The following is an 18,707-nucleotide window of genomic DNA, read 5'->3' on the forward strand; positions in this document are numbered from 1 at the left end:
ACCCATCAATTTTATATGTTATTGAAGAATATTTAATACGTAAAGTAAGAATAGGAATACAAAGAACAAGATATACATTACAGGCCCGATTTCTTTTCTACGACCTGCTGCCATCATTGTAATTGGGTATAATACGAAACCAAAGGCAATACCATACGAGATGTTGTAAGTTAAAGGCATTCCGACAACCATTAAAAATGCTGGTACTGCTACTTCAAATCGACCCCAATCAATACCCTTTAATGATTGTGCCATTAAAATACCAACAACGATTAAAACGGGCGCCGTCACTTGTGATGTCACAACTGTCAGAAGTGGTGAAAAGAATAAACTTAGAACGAACATAAACCCGACAACTAATGATGTCAGTCCAGTTCTTCCCCCAACTGCAATTCCAGCTGATGATTCAACATAAGCAGCAGTTGGTGTTGTTCCCAGAACAGATCCGGCTAACATTGAAGCAGAATCAGATAATAACGCGCGACCAACTCGTGGCATTTTATTATTTTTCATAAATCCTGCTTGAGTAGCTAACCCGATTAAAGTTCCCGCCGTATCGAAAAAGGCTACCATCAAGAATATTAAAACAACAGACCAAAGTTGAAGTGAGTTAATTTTATGTAAATTTTCAACCCCTACTCCAAATGTTGGTGCCAAACTTGGAACAGAAGAAATAATATGTGTTGGTAATTTGATAAGTCCCATAACTAACCCTAAAATAGTTGTCGCAACCATTCCAATAAAGATTGAGCCAGGAATTTTTTTAGCCATTAAGATAACAATCACAACGAGTCCAAAAATTGTCAGCCATGTAGTTGGCACCGTTAGTGAACCAATCGCGACCAATGTTGATTGGTTTCCAATGATAAGTCCACCTTCTTGTAATCCAACAAAAGCGATAAACAACCCAATACCTGCGGCCATTGCTAATTTTAAGTCATGTGGAATTGCATCTATCACAATTTCACGAATTTTAAAGAACGTAATAAGCATAAAGATAATTGAGGCAACCACAACACCGGCCATTGCCGTTTGCCATGGAATACCCATTCCAATAACAACTGAATAAGTAAAGAATGCATTGTCACCTAATCCTGGAGCAATTGCGATAGGATAATTAGCTAAGAATGCCATCAAGAAACAACCGAACGCGGCAGATATTGCTGTTGCTGTAAACACAGCTCCTTTGTCCATACCCGCAGCGCCCAAAACTTGAGGATTAACGAATAATATATAAGCCATAGATACGAAAGTTGTTAATCCAGCCATTGATTCACGTTTAACCGTTGAACCTGACTCATTAATATGAAATAACCGATCAAAAATACCTGATTTTCCCTCTGTATTATTCATGCAATATAATCTCCCTATGTTGTGATTTTTTATATTATGTACAGTATATTACGCGAATTAAATAAAAAATCAATACAAAATACGCACTTTTGTAGATTTATTAACATTTAAAGTTCGTGTTTTGACTATTTTCAAAAATAAAAAAACTGTTAAAAAGGTTTTAACAACCAATCTAACAGTTTTTAAGTGCTAACTAACTTTTATATTTTTTTAATTTCCGTAAGGATTATCGATTAATTTAGTACGTTTAACTTCATCAATATTATGCGTTCCAGTTAATTGCATTGTTAATTCTAATTCATGTTGGAAGTAATTAAAGACATTTTGAACACCTTTATGACCACCAAGTGCCAAGCCATAAACAACTGGGCGACCGATTGCAACTAAGTCTGCACCACTTGCTAAGGCTTTATAAACATGAGCTCCACGTCTTACACCACTATCAAAGACAACAGGCACACGCTTATCAACAGTTTCTGCTACTTCTTGAAGTGCATCAAATGCAGCGATTCCGCCATCAATTTGACGACCACCATGATTTGAAACCCAGACGCCACCAGCACCTGAATTAATTGCAACACTTGCATCTTCTCCACCTTGGATTCCTTTAACAAAGACAGGTAAACCTGAATATTCTGCTAAGAATTCAACATCTTTTGGACTTAAGCGTTGCTTTGCTGAACCATAAACAGCATCCATTGTTTGACCAACACCACTTTGATAAGCTTGAACAATTGGCATTGCTAGTGGGAAAGTGAATCCATTACGTTTATCTGTTTCACGATTACCACCAACAGTTGCATCAGCAGTTAAAACAATTGCTTTAACCCCATTAGCTTTTGCTTCATCCATAATATTACGATTAATACCATCGTCTTTACTCATATAGAATTGGAACCATTGTGGTTGACCATTAGCTTGACTTGATATTTCTTTAAATGATTTCGTTGCAAATGAACTTGCTGTGTAGATTGAACCATAATCTGAAACACCCTTAGCGCTATCAATTTCACCTTTAACATGAGCTAATGCATGTGCAGCAACTGGTGCCATAATAATAGGCGATGTGATTTCATCTCCGAAAATAGTTGTTTTTGTATCGGGATGATCAATTTCTTGTAACACTCTAGGTCTAATTAGTTTATGATTAAATGCCTTTATATTTTCTTCTAAAGTATACAAATCTCCAGCTCCACTAGAGATATAACCAAATCCACCCTTTGGAATAATCTTTTCTGCATCTTTTTCTAAATCAAAAGCATTAATAACGGTAATATCTTTTTCTAAATCGCTTGTAATGTAATCTGTCATATTAAACTCCCCTTTTATGTTGCACCCAACTTATCTTGTCTAAATAATAGCACTGAATAAAGCATTGTGCAAGCGTTTGCACACATAACTACTAATATTTTTTTATCTATAAATATTAACTACTACTAACACTATTCTATTAATTAAAAATGAGATAATTCACCATTTAATTAGGTAAATTATCTCATTCCATTTAAAGCTAAATATCGTTACGTCTATAGTCCATTAGTCCATGACTAATTTCAGCTGTTTGCCCATATACCTTCGTATAAAGTTGGTATAATTTTCCCTATCTCATCCCTATAAATAATTCAATTTTCCTCTAAAATCTTCAATACTTTGGTACCCTTTTTCTGCCATAATTTCTTCTAGCTCAGTTGTTAGTCGTTCAAAAACAGCGGGTCCTTCAACCATCAACGCTGTTCCAACTTGCACCATACTTGCTCCACATAGAATATGTTCAAAAACATCTTTACCAGTTTGAATGCCACCAGTTCCGATTACTTGAATATTCTTATTTAATCGTTGATAGAACGCATGTACATTAGCTAAAGCAGTCGGCTTAACATATTCGCCGCCAATACCACCAAAACCTTGCTTGGGTTTAATAACGACCGTTTCTGTATCATCATTAATATATAGTCCATTCCCAATACTATTGATACTATTGACATAAGACAATGGATATTTATTTAAAATAGCAGCCATTTGATCAAAATGAATAATATCAAAGTACGGTGGTAATTTAACTCCTAACGGTTTGTGATAACTATTAAAAACAGCTTTTAATATCGCATCAACTGTTTCAAAGTCATAACCCGTTTGGGGCTTTCCTGGTACATTAGGACAAGATAAATTTAATTCAACAATTCCTGCAAAATCTGAATCTGTTACTTTTTGAAGTAACTCGAGATCTTCCGCTAGATTAAAACCCGTAATTGATAAAAAGTATGTTTTACCAGGATGGTTTATCTGATTTTGAGAGACAAAATCTAAATAGTAATCAACGCCATTATTTGGTAAGCCCATTGAATTAATACTACCGAATTCTGTTTCAAAATAACGAGGTTCTGGATTACCCTTACGTGGTTGAAGCGTGCCACTCTTCGTTACAAAAGTTGCCGCCTTAGAACTTTCGACGGCAAGTAATTCGTCGCTATCCATACAATAAACACCCGATGCATTCATCATACAATTATCAAAATTTGAACCCGCTAAAGTCGTTGCTGTTGAAATCAAAAAAATCCCTCCTTCATATTGATACTAGTATACCTTATCAAAATTCAAATTGTTACTTTTTTCACAAAAAAAGACAGCGATATCATTCGCTGTCTTAAACGTTTTATTTTAAAATAATTTGGTAAGCATATCGTGCTGAGTTAACGCCATCTTCCATATGAATGATACCTTTATAATCAAATCCATTTGAGGTAATGACATGTTGCATCCCTTTATTTTCAGGATGTGTATCAACGCGAACATCTTTGTAACCCAATGATCTCGCAATTGTTAATAAGCCTGAAATCATTTTTTCTGATAAACGTTGACCTCTAAATTTTGAAGAAACAGCAACTCGATGAATAGCCGAATAACGTGCTTGTGGGCCATTAATCCATTCGCCATCTTCAATGTTAAGATACATAGGATCTATTCCTAGCCAAAGTGCAGCAGTTCCTGCGATTTCATCTCCAACCATTAAGACATAAGTCAATTGATCTTTAATATCTTGTTCTAAATGGTTCGCCGCCGGGTAAGCACCTTGCCATTGGTCAATTCCCTGTTCTTTAAGGTAAGCTTTTGCTTCCTCAATAATTCCTGTAATTGCTGGTAAGTCTTCTGGCGTTGCCAGTCTTAAGTAAGATACAGTCACTGTTACACATCCTTTATTATGCTTAATCTATTCGTATAAATACGATTGAAAAATTATTATATCGCATAATTTATCAATATACAATAAAAATACCCTTTAAAATTTACTATAAAAAACCTCTATTATTGAATTAAAATTCAATAATAGAGGTTTAACTTAATAATAAATTATTTCAGACATTTAACCTATGCTACAGCTAAGAATAACCCTGCGGCAATCACTGCGCCAGCAAATGGTCCGAAAATTGGTACCCAACTATATGACCAATCTGATCCACCTTTGTTCGCAATTGGTAAAATAGCATGTGCAATACGAGGACCTAAATCACGGGCCGGATTAATTGCATAACCAGTTGTCCCACCAAGTGAAAGACCAATACCAACAATTAAGATACCAACAACGACTGGTGTTAAACCATCTGTAAAGTTACCTTTTGTGAATGCTAGCAAACTAAAGATTAAGACAAATGTCCCAATTAATTCACTTAAAAAGTTATATAGATTACTTTTTATTGCAGGAGCAGTTGCGAATGATCCAAATATTGCATCAGAATCTTTCGTCTCTTTCCAATGTGGCATGTATTGAACCCATACCAGAAAAGCACCAACGATACCACCAGCAACCTGGACAACCATATATGGTAATACAGAAGACCAAGCAATCTTACCAACAATTGCCATTGCCAAAGTTACAGCTGGATTCAAATGTCCTGGTCCCATAAAGGCTGACGCATAGACACCCAAGGTTACGGCAATTCCCCAACCTAATGTGATTGCAATCCAACCAGCACCTTCAGCTTTTGACTTACGTAACGAAACACCAGCAACAACCCCATTACCTAATAATACTAAAATCATTGTGCCTAAAAATTCACCCAAAAGTTGCGTCATAAGACTTGTTGTCATCACACTCACCCCTATTTTTGATGGTTATTTTAAGTAATTCATATCTGATTCTGCAATTGTTGCATCTAAATCTGCAGTTTGTTTTGCTTTTTCTTCTTTAGTCCAGCTATAGTAACTTGCCATTTCGTTAATTACGCCAACTTTAACAGCATCTAATGTATCGCGATGGAAAAGAATATGGTTAGTACGACGCATTAAGTAATCAGTTGGTGTTAACGTCATTTCTTCTTCCATTGAATAGTGAAGACTAGCTGTTTCACCTAAAGAAAGTCCTTCTGCTGCTTTAACGTGAGTCATTTGACTAAATACACGTGCTGCATTTGAACCAAATAAGTTAGCAAATACTGTAGCTTCTTCTTCAGTCAACCCATTGTCCATTCCTTGTTTTGCGAAGAAACTAATTGTTGCTTCAACGTTGTTAGGATCAATATCACCACCTGAAACAGGTAAGTTTTTAGAATCAATCGCATTGAATTCTTGACTATAATTATCTTTCAATAATTTTGTAATTGCAGCCATGGCACCGGCAGCCATCTTACGGTAATCTGTAATTTTACCACCAGCTAATGTTAATAAGCCATCTTTTGAAATAGTCAATGAACTTCCACGTGAAACTTGTGATGCACTTGTCTTATCTTCAGAAAGTGTACTTTCCAAATCATTCAAGACATCTTCAACATCTGTTTTAGTTACTTCATCTTTTTCAAAACGTTCAATAACGTTAATAACATCATTGAAACTCTTCTCACTAATTTTACCTGAGTTTCCACCATTGTAATCTGAACTTCCGTTTGATGAAATCAATGGACGTAATCCAGCCCAACTTGATTCAATATCACTAATTTTGACATTAGCTGTTGGGAAACGTTCGTTAATAATATCAAGTAAGTAATCAGCATCTTCTTGTTCAACACGAGGATGTTCAAAATCACCATGGAAATCAGTATCTGTTGTTCCAAAATATGTTTTATCTTCTCTTGGCACAACGAAGATCATACGACCATCTTGTTTTCCAGAATCAAAGTATGTTGGTTGTGGTACATTTAATTTTTTAGAATCAACAACTAAATGAACACCTTTTGTTGGGCGCATTTGTGGTACAAAATCTTCATCAGTATCCATTTTACGGATAAAATCAGACCATGGACCCGTTGTATTAATAACATATTTAGCATGAATATCAAATTCTTCGCCACTAATTAAATCTAATACATGAACACCAGTAATTTTACCGTCAGCATGCAATAAGTCTAAAGCCTTGATACGACTAACCATCAAGCCGCCATCTTCATGTGCTTTTTTGATATTTTCAATAACTAAACGTGAATCATTATTCTTAAAATCAAGGTAGACACCGCCACCCATTAATTTATCAGATTTTAATTGTGGTTCGCGTTGTAAAACTTCTGCTTTAGAAATTGTGTAGTTAACCCATTGAGGATCAACAACACCTGCCAATTGATCATATAAATTCATTGCAACTTTTACTGAGAACATATCAAAAGTTGCGCCGGGTTCATCATAAATAGGCAATAACATTGATTGTGGACGTGGAATATGTGGTGCAATATGTTGAACCACTGCACGTTCTTGAACAGTATCAGAAACAACTCCGACGTCGAATGTCTTCAAGTAACGAATACCACCATGAACTAATTTTGTTGAACGCGATGATGTTCCTTCAGCGAAATCTTGCATTTCAATTAATCCGTTATTTAAACCCATAGCACTTGCTTGAATAGCAACGCCGGCACCGGTGATACCACCACCAATTGTTAATAAATCCAATTCTTCATTCTTTAATCGTTCGATATCTTGTTTTCTTGATGTTGCTGAAAATGACATAGTTGTATCCCCCTTATTTATTGTTTTTCTTCATTGGTTTATGTTTAAATACTCGAGTTGCTTCAACCGCTTGTTGCCAACCTGCGTATAGATCTTCGCTTTCTTCCACAGGCATTGTTGGTTTAAAAATATCCCCTTCAGTATACTCAGCTTTGAGTTCTTCTAGGTCTTTCCAATAACCAACGGCTAATCCAGCTAAGAAGGCTGCTCCTAAAGCAGTTGTCTCAAGGTCATGAGCACGTTCGATAGGTGTATTTAAAATATCTGCTTGGAAATTCATCAGATAATCATTCTTAGCTGCACCACCATCAACTTTTAGTAACGGAATTTTAATTCCCGTATCTAGTTCCATTGTTTTCACAACATCTCTAGTTTGGTAAGCCAATGATTGTAACGTTGCTTTAATGAAATCTTCACGTGTTGTTCCACGAGTAATTCCAAAGACTGAACCTCGTGCATCAGGATCCCAATAAGGTGCTCCCAATCCTGTAAAGGCAGGTACAACATAAACTTCATTATCATTCGTCGATTCTTTAGCTGCTTGTTCTGTGTCTGGTGCATGTTCCACCAAGCGCATCCCGTCTCTTAACCATTGAATTGCTGAACCAGCAACGAAGATACTACCTTCCAAAGCGTAATAAACTTTACCATTAATCCCATAACCAATTGTCGTTAATAAATTATTTTTAGATAATTTAGGTTCTGTCCCTGTATTCATGACAATAAATGAACCTGTTCCATAAGTATTCTTAACCATTCCTGGTTCAAATGCCATTTGACCAAACAAAGCAGCTTGTTGATCTCCAGCCATTCCTGAAATTGGCACTTCACTACCATAAAAATGATAATCTTTCGTATGTCCGTAAACTTCAGAATTTGATTTAACTTCTGGTAACATAACTGCTGGAATATTCATAATTTTTAGAATTTCTTCATCCCACTTCAAATCATGAATGTTAAATAACATTGTCCGACTAGCATTAGAATAATCAGTTACATGTGTTTCGTCACCTGATAATTTCCATGTTAACCAAGTATCAATAGTTCCAAAAAGTAATTCGCCTTTTTCGGCTCTTTCTTGGGCGCCATCAACATGATCTAAAATCCAACGAATTTTAGTTGCTGAGAAGTAGGCATCTATCAGTAATCCTGTCTTTTCATGAATTAATTCATCATAGCCATCTTGTTTTAATTGTTCCGCAATTTCTGCCGTTTGACGTGATTGCCAAACAATTGCGTTGTAGATGGGTAATCCCGTTTTCTTATCCCAGATAACAGTTGTTTCACGTTGGTTGGTAATCCCAACTCCTGCTATTTGCTTAGGTTTAATCCCGGAATCGATAAATGTATTTGCGATTGTCGATAATACTGCGTTCCATATCTCATTTGCATTGTGCTCAACCCAGCCAGGTTGAGGAAAATATTGTGGAAATTCGCGTTGTGCATCAGAAACTTTCTGACCTTTGTGATTAAATATAATTGCTCTTGTACTTGTCGTTCCTTCATCAATAGATAAAATATATTTTTCCAAATAACTCACATTCTTTCTTTTTAATTATTTATGAAAACGCTATCATTTACCAATATGGATATTATACATCTTCAAAAATACGTTGTCAATTAGATTGCGCAAAATACATTGTTACAAAATTTGTTATTCTCCCTCGTTTTGTAAACCTTTTCTTAAAATTATGGTATATTGGGACTAGTACCAATATGATTTTAATCTAGGGAGGTTATACTTATGAAAGCATTTGGCTTTAACCAATATGGTGACGCAACCGTATTTGAGGAATTAAAAGTTAATCCAGAAGTAGCGCTTAAATCAAAACAGGTTAGGGTTTCAATCGAAGCGATTGGCATTAACCCATTTGATGCAATTTTACGTGCCGGTTATATGAAAGACGTTATGCCTTTACCATTTCCAATTGTACCTGGAGGTGACGTAACGGGTATTATTACTGAAATTGGCGATGAAGTTACTCATTTTAATATCGGTGATGCTGTTGTTGTTCATAAGGCTTTCGGTGGCTACGCAGAAGAACTTGTCGTCTTTACATCACATATTGCTAAGCGACCTGATAATATGACGATTGCTGAAGCTGCTGGGCTACCAACACCTGGTATAGCGGCATACAATATTTTGAACTTTTTTGCAAAAGCAAGGGCTGGTGAAACCATCTTTATTGAAGGCGCTTCTGGAAGTGTCGGATCGATTTTAGTGCAACTTGCTAAATTGATGGAATTAACTGTTCTCGCTAGTGGTTCAAGCACCAACGAACCCTATGTTCGTCGACTAGGTGCAGATCATTATAGCGCCTACGATAAAGAAAATCCCGCCGAAACTTTTAAAGATATGGCTGACATTGTTGTTGATGCAACTCCTGGCGGTCTTGGCAGTGAGGTAGGCGTCAAAGCATTGAAGACAAACGGCAGAATGGTATCGTTAGTTAGCGTTCCAACCGACTCTGTTCAAGCATCAAAGCCACTCGCAGATTACTACCTTGTTGAGAATGTTAAAGAGTTAAAAGATAGTGACACGCTAACTTTCTTAACAGATTTAATGATGCAAGATGAATTAGAAATTAAAATAGCAAAAAAATATCACTTTAATTTAACCGATATTATTGAAACCCATAAACAATTAAATTCACCACATAATGCAGGTAAAATGGTTATAATCGTTAAAGGAAATTAAAAGTCTAAGGAGCATTTATTATGTCAGTAAACGAAAAGTTAACACAAGATGTTTATAAAGATTTAGGTGAAGCTGTTAATTTCACCATTCTAAACTTAAATCACAAAGATCAAAAAGTTGAATTAGAAGCAGTTCAAGAGCTATCTGACCGTATTCCGGCCATCATCCGTAGTATGAACGTTCGTTATCCAAAAGCTAACTTAAAAGTTGCCTTTGGTTTTGGCTCTGATGCTTGGGATTATCTTTTCCCTGATGCTATCAAACCTGTTGAACTTACCCATTTTAAAGAAATTGTTGGGCCTAAATACACTGCCATTTCAACTCCTGGCGATTTATTCTTTCATGTTCGCGCTGGTGAAAGTGCTGTTGTCTATGAAGTTATGGCGCAATTTATGCTTTTCATTAAGGATGTCACAACTGTAGAAGATGAAACACACGGCTTCCGTTATTTTGAAGGCCGCGCCGTTATTGGTTTCATTGATGGTACTGAAAACCCAGATGTTAATGAAGCACTCGATTACGCCGTTATTGGGGGCGAAGATCCTGATTTTACAAACGGTTCTTATGCTTTTGCTCAAAAGTATATCCATAATATGGCCGCTTGGAATGCCTTAAAGACTGAAGACCAAGAAAAAGCAATTGGTCGGAAGAAAGATTCTGATTTAGAATTAACTGACGAAGAAAAATTACCAAATTCTCATAACGTTGCTTCACAAGATATGAAAGATGGCATTGAGCATAAAATTGTCCGTATGAACGTTCCCTTCTCAGAACCTGGGAAAGACATTACAGGGACATACTTCATTGGTTACGCACGTCATTTTGCAGTAACTAATCGAATGCTCATTAATATGTTCGAAAGTAAAAGTGATCGATTATTAGATTTCAGTACCGCTGAAACCGGTAATTTATTCTTTATCCCTTCAAAAACAACTTTAGAACAAATTGTGGATGGAAATCTATAACACGAAAGTCTGAGATTATTTTTTCAGATGCAGATAAAATTCTCAATTATTATCATTAGAAATCTAAATCGGTGCTTACGAATCTTTATTTTCGTAAGCACCGATTTTATTTGATATAAATCATATTTGATTACTCTTCTTACACAAAAAAAGGATATCGCTTTAACAGCGATATCCTTTAAAATATTAATTATTTTTTAATTTCAACATATTCAAGATCAAACATCTTAGCAAGATCAACAACTTGTTGTTCCTTCACGTTCATTGAAAGAACAGTATGATGACCACCACCATTTTCAATCCATGAATGAACGCCTTCTTTAAAACTTGGTTCTGGAATCCATAATTGACGAGCTACTGGCAAGTTAGGAGCTTCAACTTCTGGTTTTTGACCTTCAACAGAGTTAATTAATAATTTGTATTCAGTACCAAAGTCAGACATTGAAACAACGACACCTTTACCATTTGAACCATCAAAGATCAAACGAGCTGGATCTTCGCGGTCACCAATACCTAATGGATGTACTTCCACGCGTGGTTTTGTTGAAGCTAATGTAGGATCAACTTCTAACATATGTGAACCAAGAGTTACTTCATGACCCGCACGTAAATCATACGTGTAATCTTCCATAAATCCAGTAGCTTTATTATGTGCAAGAACCTTCATCAAACGGTCGATTGCAGCAGTCTTCCAGTCACCTTCACCAGCGAAACCATAACCTTCAGCGTTTAAACGTTGAACAGCCATACCTGGTAATTGTTTCATGCCCCAAAGATCTTCGAAGTTAGATGTGAATGCATTGTAGCCACCACGTTCCATAAATTTACGTAAAGCAATTTCAATTCTAATTTGTTCTTTAACATGGTCTTCGTAGAAGGCAGGATCGTTGTCGCCAACAACCATATCGTACATACTTTCACATTCTTTATATGTTGCATTAATTTCAGCGTCAGTTACTTCTTTCATTTCAGCAACTAAATCACCAATACCAAAGTAATCTACAGTCCAACCAAATTTGATTTGTGCTTCAACTTTATCACCATCTGTAACGGCAACATTACGCATGTTATCGCCAAAACGAGCAACTTTAATGTTGAAACTTTCACCGTAAGCAACAGCAACATCCATCCAGTCAGCAATTTGTGATTGAACTGCTTCATCTTTCCAGTAACCAACAACAACTTTATTATGTTTTTGAAGACGAGCATTGATAAAGCCGTATTCACGGTCTCCATGAGCACTTTGGTTTGTGTTCATGTAATCCATATCAATTGTTGACCAAGGAATATTTTCACCAAATTGTGTTGCTAAATGTAGCAATGGTTTTTGTAATAATTTTGTTCCACGAATCCAGTTTTTAGCAGGTGAGAAAGTATGCATCCAAGTAATCACACCAGCAACTTTGTCTTCAAAGTTAGCTTCTTTCATGATGTTAGTAATAACTTCAGCAGTTGTTGCAACTTCTTTAAAGACAATTTTGTATGGTAGTGAACCACTAGCATTTAAATTATCAATAATTTTTTCTGCATCACCTTGAACAACGTCTAAAACATCTTGACCGTATAAACCTTGACTACCGACAACGAACCAAAATTCTTTTTCACTAACTTTTAACATAATATAATTCCTCCTAATAGTTTATTATTTTTAAAAACGTGTTTTAGTGTTTAATTTGACCATAATATGCATTTTTACCATGTTTTCTTAGGAAATGCTTATCCAATAAGTATTGTGGCATGTCAATTGCATGTGGATTCAATTGCAATGTATGATAAGTCATCTTTGCAACTTCTTCTAAGACAACAGCATTATGCACAGCATCTAAAGCAGATGTACCCCATGTAAATGGACCATGATCATTAACCAAAACAGCTGGAATTTGATCAGGATCGAGTCCACGTTTTTTGAACGTTTCGACAATCACGTCACCTGTTTGTTTTTCATATTCTGTGACAACTTCAGCTTCATTCATGATACGGCTTGCTGGAACTGAGCCATAAAAGGTATCTGCATGTGTTGTACCGGCTGCTGGAATATCCAAGCCTGCTTGTGCGAATGAAACAGCCCAAGGTGAGTGAGTATGAACGACACCTTTAATATTAGGGAAGTTATTGTATAGAATGCGATGCGTTTCTGTATCGCTTGAGGGATTCATATCACCCTCAATTTTCTTACCGTCTAAATCAACAACAACCATATCTTCAGGTTTTAAATCATCGTAATCAACACCAGATGGTTTGATGACGAATAACCCTTTTTCACGATCGATTCCACTCACGTTACCCCATGTAAAGGTAATTAAGTTGTACTTAGGTAACAGCATGTTAGCATCGTACACTTCTTGTTTTAGCTTTTCTAACATATATACTAGTTCCTCTTTTCTTCCTTAATTTTTTTTATTGCCTCTGACTCAATAGACAAGCCAGCTTCGTATCTAGCTATAAATGTATTGTAACCTTCTACACCTTCAGGTTCTGGGCTTAACGTCATACTTTCTGGGTCTACAAAAACTTCATGATCTAAGAAGTCTTCTAAGCTTTGACCGTTATTATTTTTCTTAGCAAATATTGCTAAGACAGCCATTCCCCAAGGTCCACCCTCACCAGCAGTATTCATAACCGTAATTGGAATATTCAACGTATTAGCTAATACTTGTTGTCCGATTACAGCTGTTTTTAAAATACCACCTTGAGCAATCATTACATCAGTTTGGATATGTTCTTCTTGACTTAAAATATCCATTCCAATCTTAAGTGGTGCAAATGCCGCATATAATTGCGTCTTGATGAAGTTAGGTAATGTAAAGTTACTGTTAGGTGTTCGAACAAATAATGGACGACCTTCAGGCATATGTGTAATATTTTCACCTGATAAGTAACTATAATTCATTAATCCACCTGCATCGGCATCAGCATGAGTTGATTCTAAGAATAATCGTTCATACAACTGATCTGGTGTTAAATGAACACCTAGTTTTGCTGCGAACTCGCCAAAGATTGAAGCCCATGCATTAATATCTGACGAACTATTATTAACATGAACCATTGCAACTGGCGCACCACTTGGTGTTGTTACAATATCAATATCTTTGTACACTTTTTTCATAGGCTGATCTAAAACAGTCATAGAAAAAGCAGAGGTTCCAACTGAGATATTACCTGTTCTCTTACGTACACTGTTGGTCCCAACCATCCCTGTACCTGCGTCACCTTCAGGTGGTGCCATCAAGCTACCACTTTCAAGTTTGCCACTAACATCAAGTAATTTAGCTCCTGTATCTGTTAATGATCCAGCATTTTCACCAGCTCTCAAAACAGTAGGTAGGATGTCTTTAATATCCCAATCATAAGCAGAAACTTTTTCAATACCACTGAATTTATCTAATAAATCAGCTGAGTATGTGCCTGTTTTTTCATCAATTGGGAAAATACCAGAGGCATCCCCAATTCCGATAACTTTTTTACCAGATAACATATAATGAACATAACTAGCTAATGTTTCTAAATGACCAATGTCATTTACATGGGCTTCATTATTTAAAACAGCTTGATAAAGATGTGCAATACTCCAACGTTGTGGAATATTGAAGTTTAACAACTCTGTTAATTCATCAGCTGATTGTTCTGTATTATTATTTCTCCATGTTCTAAAGGGAACTAATAAATCATCAGATTTCGAAAAGACAAGGTAACCATGCATCATAGCACTGATACCAATTGAATCTATTTTTGTTAATGATTCATGGTATTTGCTTTGAACATTTGCAGCCATTTGTCTATAACTAGCTTGAATCCCCGTCCAAACTTGTTCAAGAGAATAAGTCCAAAGACCATCCTCCAATTGGTTTTCCCAATTGAAGCTCCCTGTTGCAATTGTCTTAAAATCGTCCGTAACTAAAACTGCTTTGATACGTGTTGAGCCTAATTCAATTCCAAGTGAAACTTGACCATTTTTTATTGCTTGAGATGTTTTTACTAAATCCATATCAATTACACTCCTAACGTATAGGTTACTTAATTTCTTGTACCTTCTTTTTCAATTTCTTCTAATGAGCGACCACGTGTTTCTGGAACGAAGAAACGAATGAATAGAACACCTAATAAACAAATGATTCCGAAGATTGCGAACACAGCATCTTGTGGCATTGAAGCTGTCATAATAGGGAATAATAGTCCTACTAAGAATGATCCAATCCAGTTAGCTGAAGATGCAATTCCTGAAGCACTTCCACGAACAGCTAATGGGAATAATTCACCAACTAATACCCATGTAAGTGGAGCCCATGTAAATGAGTAGAATGCAACGTAGATACATAAGAAAACAACAATCATCATAGGACTCGTATTTGGTACAACCATGTTAATGATTGTAGGTAAGATAAATGATAGTCCCATTACTAAACCGCCAAGAATTAAAAGTGTTCTACGTTTAAATTTATCTGCAATAACTAAGAATAAGAGTGAACCTAAGACAAGGATAATCCCTTGAATAATTGGCCACATTAGTGCTGAACTTGCTTCATTCCCAGTTGCTTTTTCAACAATTAAAGGAATGTAATAGAAGATTGCGTTAGCCCCTTGGAATTGTTGGAATGCAGCAACACCAACACCGGCCATAACTAAGTAACGATATTTACCTGTGAATAATTGAACCATTGATGTTTTTTCAATATGATTTTCTTCACCCGCAGTAGTTTGAATATCAGCTAATTCTTGTTCAACTTCATTAGCTGGACGAATCCAAGTTAATACTTGGCGAGCTTCATCAACTTTATTTGTTTTAACTAAGAAACGAGGTGATTCTGGTAAACGTGAAACCCCAAAGTATAAAACAACAGCTGGTACTGCTGCTAAGCCAAGCATAACGCGCCATGCCCATGCTTCAGGTAAATCTTTTAATAGAAAATCCATAATATATGAAAGTAACATTCCGGAAACAATCATTGTTTGATTAATTCCTGATAGTCGTCCTCGTAATTTAGCCGGAGACATTTCTGACATGTATGCTGGTACTAATGCTGATGAAGCACCAACTGCTAGTCCAAGGAAAATACGAACAATAATTAAATACATTTGGCCATTATTTGGTGAGAATGATGCGAGTAATGAACCAATAACGAAAATAATAGCTGACATCAAAATCATTTTACGTCGACCTAGCTTATCTGAAAGCTTACCGGCTAACGCGCCACCAAAGATGGCACCGAACATAACTCCTGAAGTAATCCAACCAACGGTTCCGGCACTATTTTGAAGAGCCCAATCTTTTTGCAAGAATGGTAAAGCCCCCGTCATAACCCCGATATCGTATCCGAACAAAATTCCTCCGAATGACCCAAAAAAGTAAATAAACTTACTAGATATTTTCTTTTCTTTTTGCATATGACACCTCCAAATTTTATTGTCCGATTGGTACGACCAACCGAAAAACCTACAGCAACCGTTTTCTGAAAACGTTTGCATTTATCAACAAGGTCATTTTCTCACATTCATTCGAACAAATCAATAGTTATTTTTATTTGTTCGAATGAATTTCAAAAAAATAAGTATTACTCAAATTTGAGTAATACTTATCATGCTTTAATTCCTATTTTTAACGCTTTCTCGAATGATTAGCTTTGCATCATATACGACAGATTTCGCCGACATTGTTTTAGAATTAATCATTTTTAATAACATCGTCGCAGCTTCTCGGCCCATTTTTTCCTTTGGATGTCTAATTGTTGTTAATTTAGGTGACATATATTTTGATAATTGATAATCATCAAAACCAACAATTGAGATATCTTCAGGAATTTTCATTCCCATCGACTTAACAATATCTATTAATTTAATGGCAAGCTGGTCATTGTAACAAACAATCGCGGTTGGATGATCCGATCTATGCAGAATCTTTTCAATTTTTTTATAGATATTTTGCATTGAATCAGCAGATTGGTACATCAATATCTCACTTTGGTATGAAATAGCTGAATGTTCCATATAAGCTTGCACGAATCCATTCATTCTTAACTGACCTTGTTTATCATCCACTTTAAAAATACCAAGTATTTTTCCATGTCCTTCATTTATCAAATGCTCTGTAGCAACCTCACTACCATTAAAATCATTTAACTCTAAGTATGGAATTTCCAAGTTTTCATAATGTGCATTAATAAAAAGGACTGGTATTTTTTGCGCCACTATCTTTTCGTATAAATCCTTATTTTTATTTATTAATGCGCTTTGTGTTGGTTCTACGATTAGTCCAGATAAATTCATTTCAAGCATTCTTAAAAGGCTATATCGTTCTTTTTCAGCATTATCAAGCGTATTACTTAGCATGATTGTATATCCCTCTTCAGAAATAATACGATCTATTCCAGTGATAATATTTGGAAAAATATAATCAGCAATATGTGTCGTCATGACACCAATTATTTTATTATTTTGTGTCACTTTTTTTACAGTATGCCAATCATTAACGAAGATACCGCCACCTTGTATTCGGTAGACATACCCTGCATTCTCTAAATCACCAATTGCTTTACGAACCGCATAACGACTAGATTCGTAAATCGACATTAACTGTGATTCAGTCATTAATTTATCGTTTACTTCATATTCACCCGCGACAATTTTCGCTTTAATTTCACGATAAACATGCTCATATTTGTTTTCCAAATCAAATCCACCACCTATTAATTCTAATTTTACCATACCCAGTATGTTAACTACGAAATTTTCATACGCTTAATATAAAAAGTAACCAACTAAAATAGTAATTAGTTAGTTACTTTAATTTTTTCATTTATGGTAATTTATTTCCTGCTGCACGATAAATTTCGTACCATTCTTCATGTGTTAGCTCAAGTTCTGAAGCATTCGCAATTTCAACAATTCTTTTTGCGTTCATTGTTCCAGCAATCACCTGCATTTTAGCTGGGTGACGTAGAATAAATGCTGTTGCGATTCCAGTATTAGTTGTTTCTTTTTCTTTAGCTAAACGGTTTAAAACTTCATTTAATTCAGCAAATTTTGGATTATCTAAGAATGTACCTTCAAAGAATCCGTATTGGAATGGTGACCATGCTTGAATCGTCATTTTTTTAAGACGCGAATATTCTAAAATACCGCCATCACGATTAATTCCAGCATCATTAACCATATTCACATTTGTTCCCAAATCAATCATTCCAGTGTGCATGACACCGAATTGGAGTTGGTTAACTAATAGTTTCATATCCAAAGCTTGTTGTAATAAATCAACTTGCCCAGGATAGAAATTACTAACACCAAAATGACGTACTTTTCCAGATTTTTGTAGTTTTTCAAATACACGAGCAATAGCTTCAGGTTCCATTAACGTATCAGGTCTGTGTAACAATAAGCTATCAATATATTCCGTATTTAATCGTTTTAAAATACCGTCAACACTTTTTTCAATGTGTTCAGCAGTAAAATTATACTCTACACCTGGAACGATACCACATTTTGATTGAAGAATAATGTCTTCACGTGATAACCCAGTTTCAGTAAATCCTGCCGCAAACACTTCTTCAGCTTTTCCTGCACCATAAATATCTGCGTGATCAAAGAAATTAATGCCATGATCAACTGATGTTTGAATCATTTCTGCAGCTTGCCCAGTCGACAATTCTGGCATGCGCATGCATCCCAAACCGACAGATGATACTTGAAGTTCGCTATCGCCTAAATTAATCATTTTCATTTTATTACCCCTTTTCAAGTCATGCCTTGATTCTAGCATTCAAATCAAG

Annotated in this window: 15 protein-coding genes; 2 read left to right on the plus strand and 13 right to left on the minus strand. The window is 35.7% G+C overall.

All coding sequences use genetic code 11. The features are described from left to right. Positions 1-18 precede the first annotated feature (18 nt). From AC1RPV_RS00950 to glpK, 7 genes are all read right to left on the minus strand, one after another. Positions 19-1,353: an NCS2 family permease gene (locus AC1RPV_RS00950; protein WP_481761000.1), complete on the minus strand. Its 1,335-nt coding sequence runs from the start codon at positions 1,351-1,353 to the stop codon at positions 19-21. A gap of 210 nt (positions 1,354-1,563) precedes the next feature. Further along, positions 1,564-2,664, minus strand: coding sequence for a lactate oxidase (locus AC1RPV_RS00955; RefSeq protein ID WP_481761001.1), 1,101 nt, complete (start codon positions 2,662-2,664; stop codon positions 1,564-1,566). Positions 2,665-2,964: 300 nt separating this feature from the next. Then, positions 2,965-3,903 carry a dihydroorotate oxidase gene (locus AC1RPV_RS00960; RefSeq protein ID WP_481761002.1) on the minus strand — a complete coding sequence of 313 codons (939 nt, stop codon included), beginning with the start codon at positions 3,901-3,903 and terminating at the stop codon, positions 2,965-2,967. Between the two features lie 103 nt (positions 3,904-4,006). After that, positions 4,007-4,534 carry a GNAT family N-acetyltransferase gene (locus AC1RPV_RS00965; RefSeq protein WP_409021765.1) on the minus strand — a complete coding sequence of 176 codons (528 nt, stop codon included), beginning with the start codon at positions 4,532-4,534 and terminating at the stop codon, positions 4,007-4,009. A gap of 185 nt (positions 4,535-4,719) precedes the next feature. Beyond that, on the minus strand, positions 4,720-5,439 hold the full coding sequence (locus AC1RPV_RS00970; RefSeq protein WP_409022824.1) for an MIP/aquaporin family protein: 720 nt from the start codon (positions 5,437-5,439) through the stop codon (positions 4,720-4,722). A gap of 24 nt (positions 5,440-5,463) precedes the next feature. Continuing rightward, a complete protein-coding gene (gene glpO / locus AC1RPV_RS00975) occupies positions 5,464-7,284 on the minus strand; it encodes a type 1 glycerol-3-phosphate oxidase (RefSeq protein ID WP_481761003.1) in 1,821 nt (606 codons plus the stop codon). 13 nt (positions 7,285-7,297) lie between these two features. Then, on the minus strand, positions 7,298-8,815 hold the full coding sequence (gene glpK / locus AC1RPV_RS00980) for a glycerol kinase GlpK (protein WP_481761004.1): 1,518 nt from the start codon (positions 8,813-8,815) through the stop codon (positions 7,298-7,300). 213 nt (positions 8,816-9,028) lie between these two features. Between glpK and AC1RPV_RS00985 the strand changes: the two genes are divergently transcribed. Then, positions 9,029-9,982, plus strand: coding sequence for an NADP-dependent oxidoreductase (locus AC1RPV_RS00985; RefSeq protein WP_481761005.1), 954 nt, complete (start codon positions 9,029-9,031; stop codon positions 9,980-9,982). 20 nt (positions 9,983-10,002) lie between these two features. After that, on the plus strand, positions 10,003-10,947 hold the full coding sequence (locus AC1RPV_RS00990) for a Dyp-type peroxidase (RefSeq protein ID WP_481761006.1): 945 nt from the start codon (positions 10,003-10,005) through the stop codon (positions 10,945-10,947). Between the two features lie 190 nt (positions 10,948-11,137). Here AC1RPV_RS00990 and araA read toward each other — a convergent pair whose 3' ends face one another. The 6 genes from araA to AC1RPV_RS01020 form a co-directional block, all read right to left on the minus strand. Continuing rightward, positions 11,138-12,565 carry an L-arabinose isomerase gene (araA, locus tag AC1RPV_RS00995; protein WP_481761007.1) on the minus strand — a complete coding sequence of 476 codons (1,428 nt, stop codon included), beginning with the start codon at positions 12,563-12,565 and terminating at the stop codon, positions 11,138-11,140. A gap of 43 nt (positions 12,566-12,608) precedes the next feature. Continuing rightward, positions 12,609-13,310, minus strand: coding sequence for an L-ribulose-5-phosphate 4-epimerase (locus AC1RPV_RS01000; RefSeq protein WP_409021771.1), 702 nt, complete (start codon positions 13,308-13,310; stop codon positions 12,609-12,611). Between the two features lie 5 nt (positions 13,311-13,315). Continuing rightward, positions 13,316-14,932: a xylulokinase gene (locus tag AC1RPV_RS01005; protein WP_481761008.1), complete on the minus strand. Its 1,617-nt coding sequence runs from the start codon at positions 14,930-14,932 to the stop codon at positions 13,316-13,318. 29 nt (positions 14,933-14,961) lie between these two features. After that, the gene (locus AC1RPV_RS01010) at positions 14,962-16,329 is read right to left on the minus strand and encodes a sugar porter family MFS transporter (RefSeq protein ID WP_481761009.1); all 1,368 of its coding nucleotides are present in this window, start codon (positions 16,327-16,329) and stop codon (positions 14,962-14,964) included. Positions 16,330-16,527: 198 nt separating this feature from the next. Next, entirely contained in the window at positions 16,528-17,646 is a 1,119-nt protein-coding gene (locus AC1RPV_RS01015; protein WP_481761010.1) for a GntR family transcriptional regulator, read from the minus strand. 91 nt (positions 17,647-17,737) lie between these two features. Then, a complete protein-coding gene (locus AC1RPV_RS01020) occupies positions 17,738-18,658 on the minus strand; it encodes an aldo/keto reductase (protein WP_481761011.1) in 921 nt (306 codons plus the stop codon). Positions 18,659-18,707 lie beyond the last annotated feature (49 nt).

The organism is Dellaglioa sp. CoH-55-MRSF-9 (genome assembly GCF_056782155.1).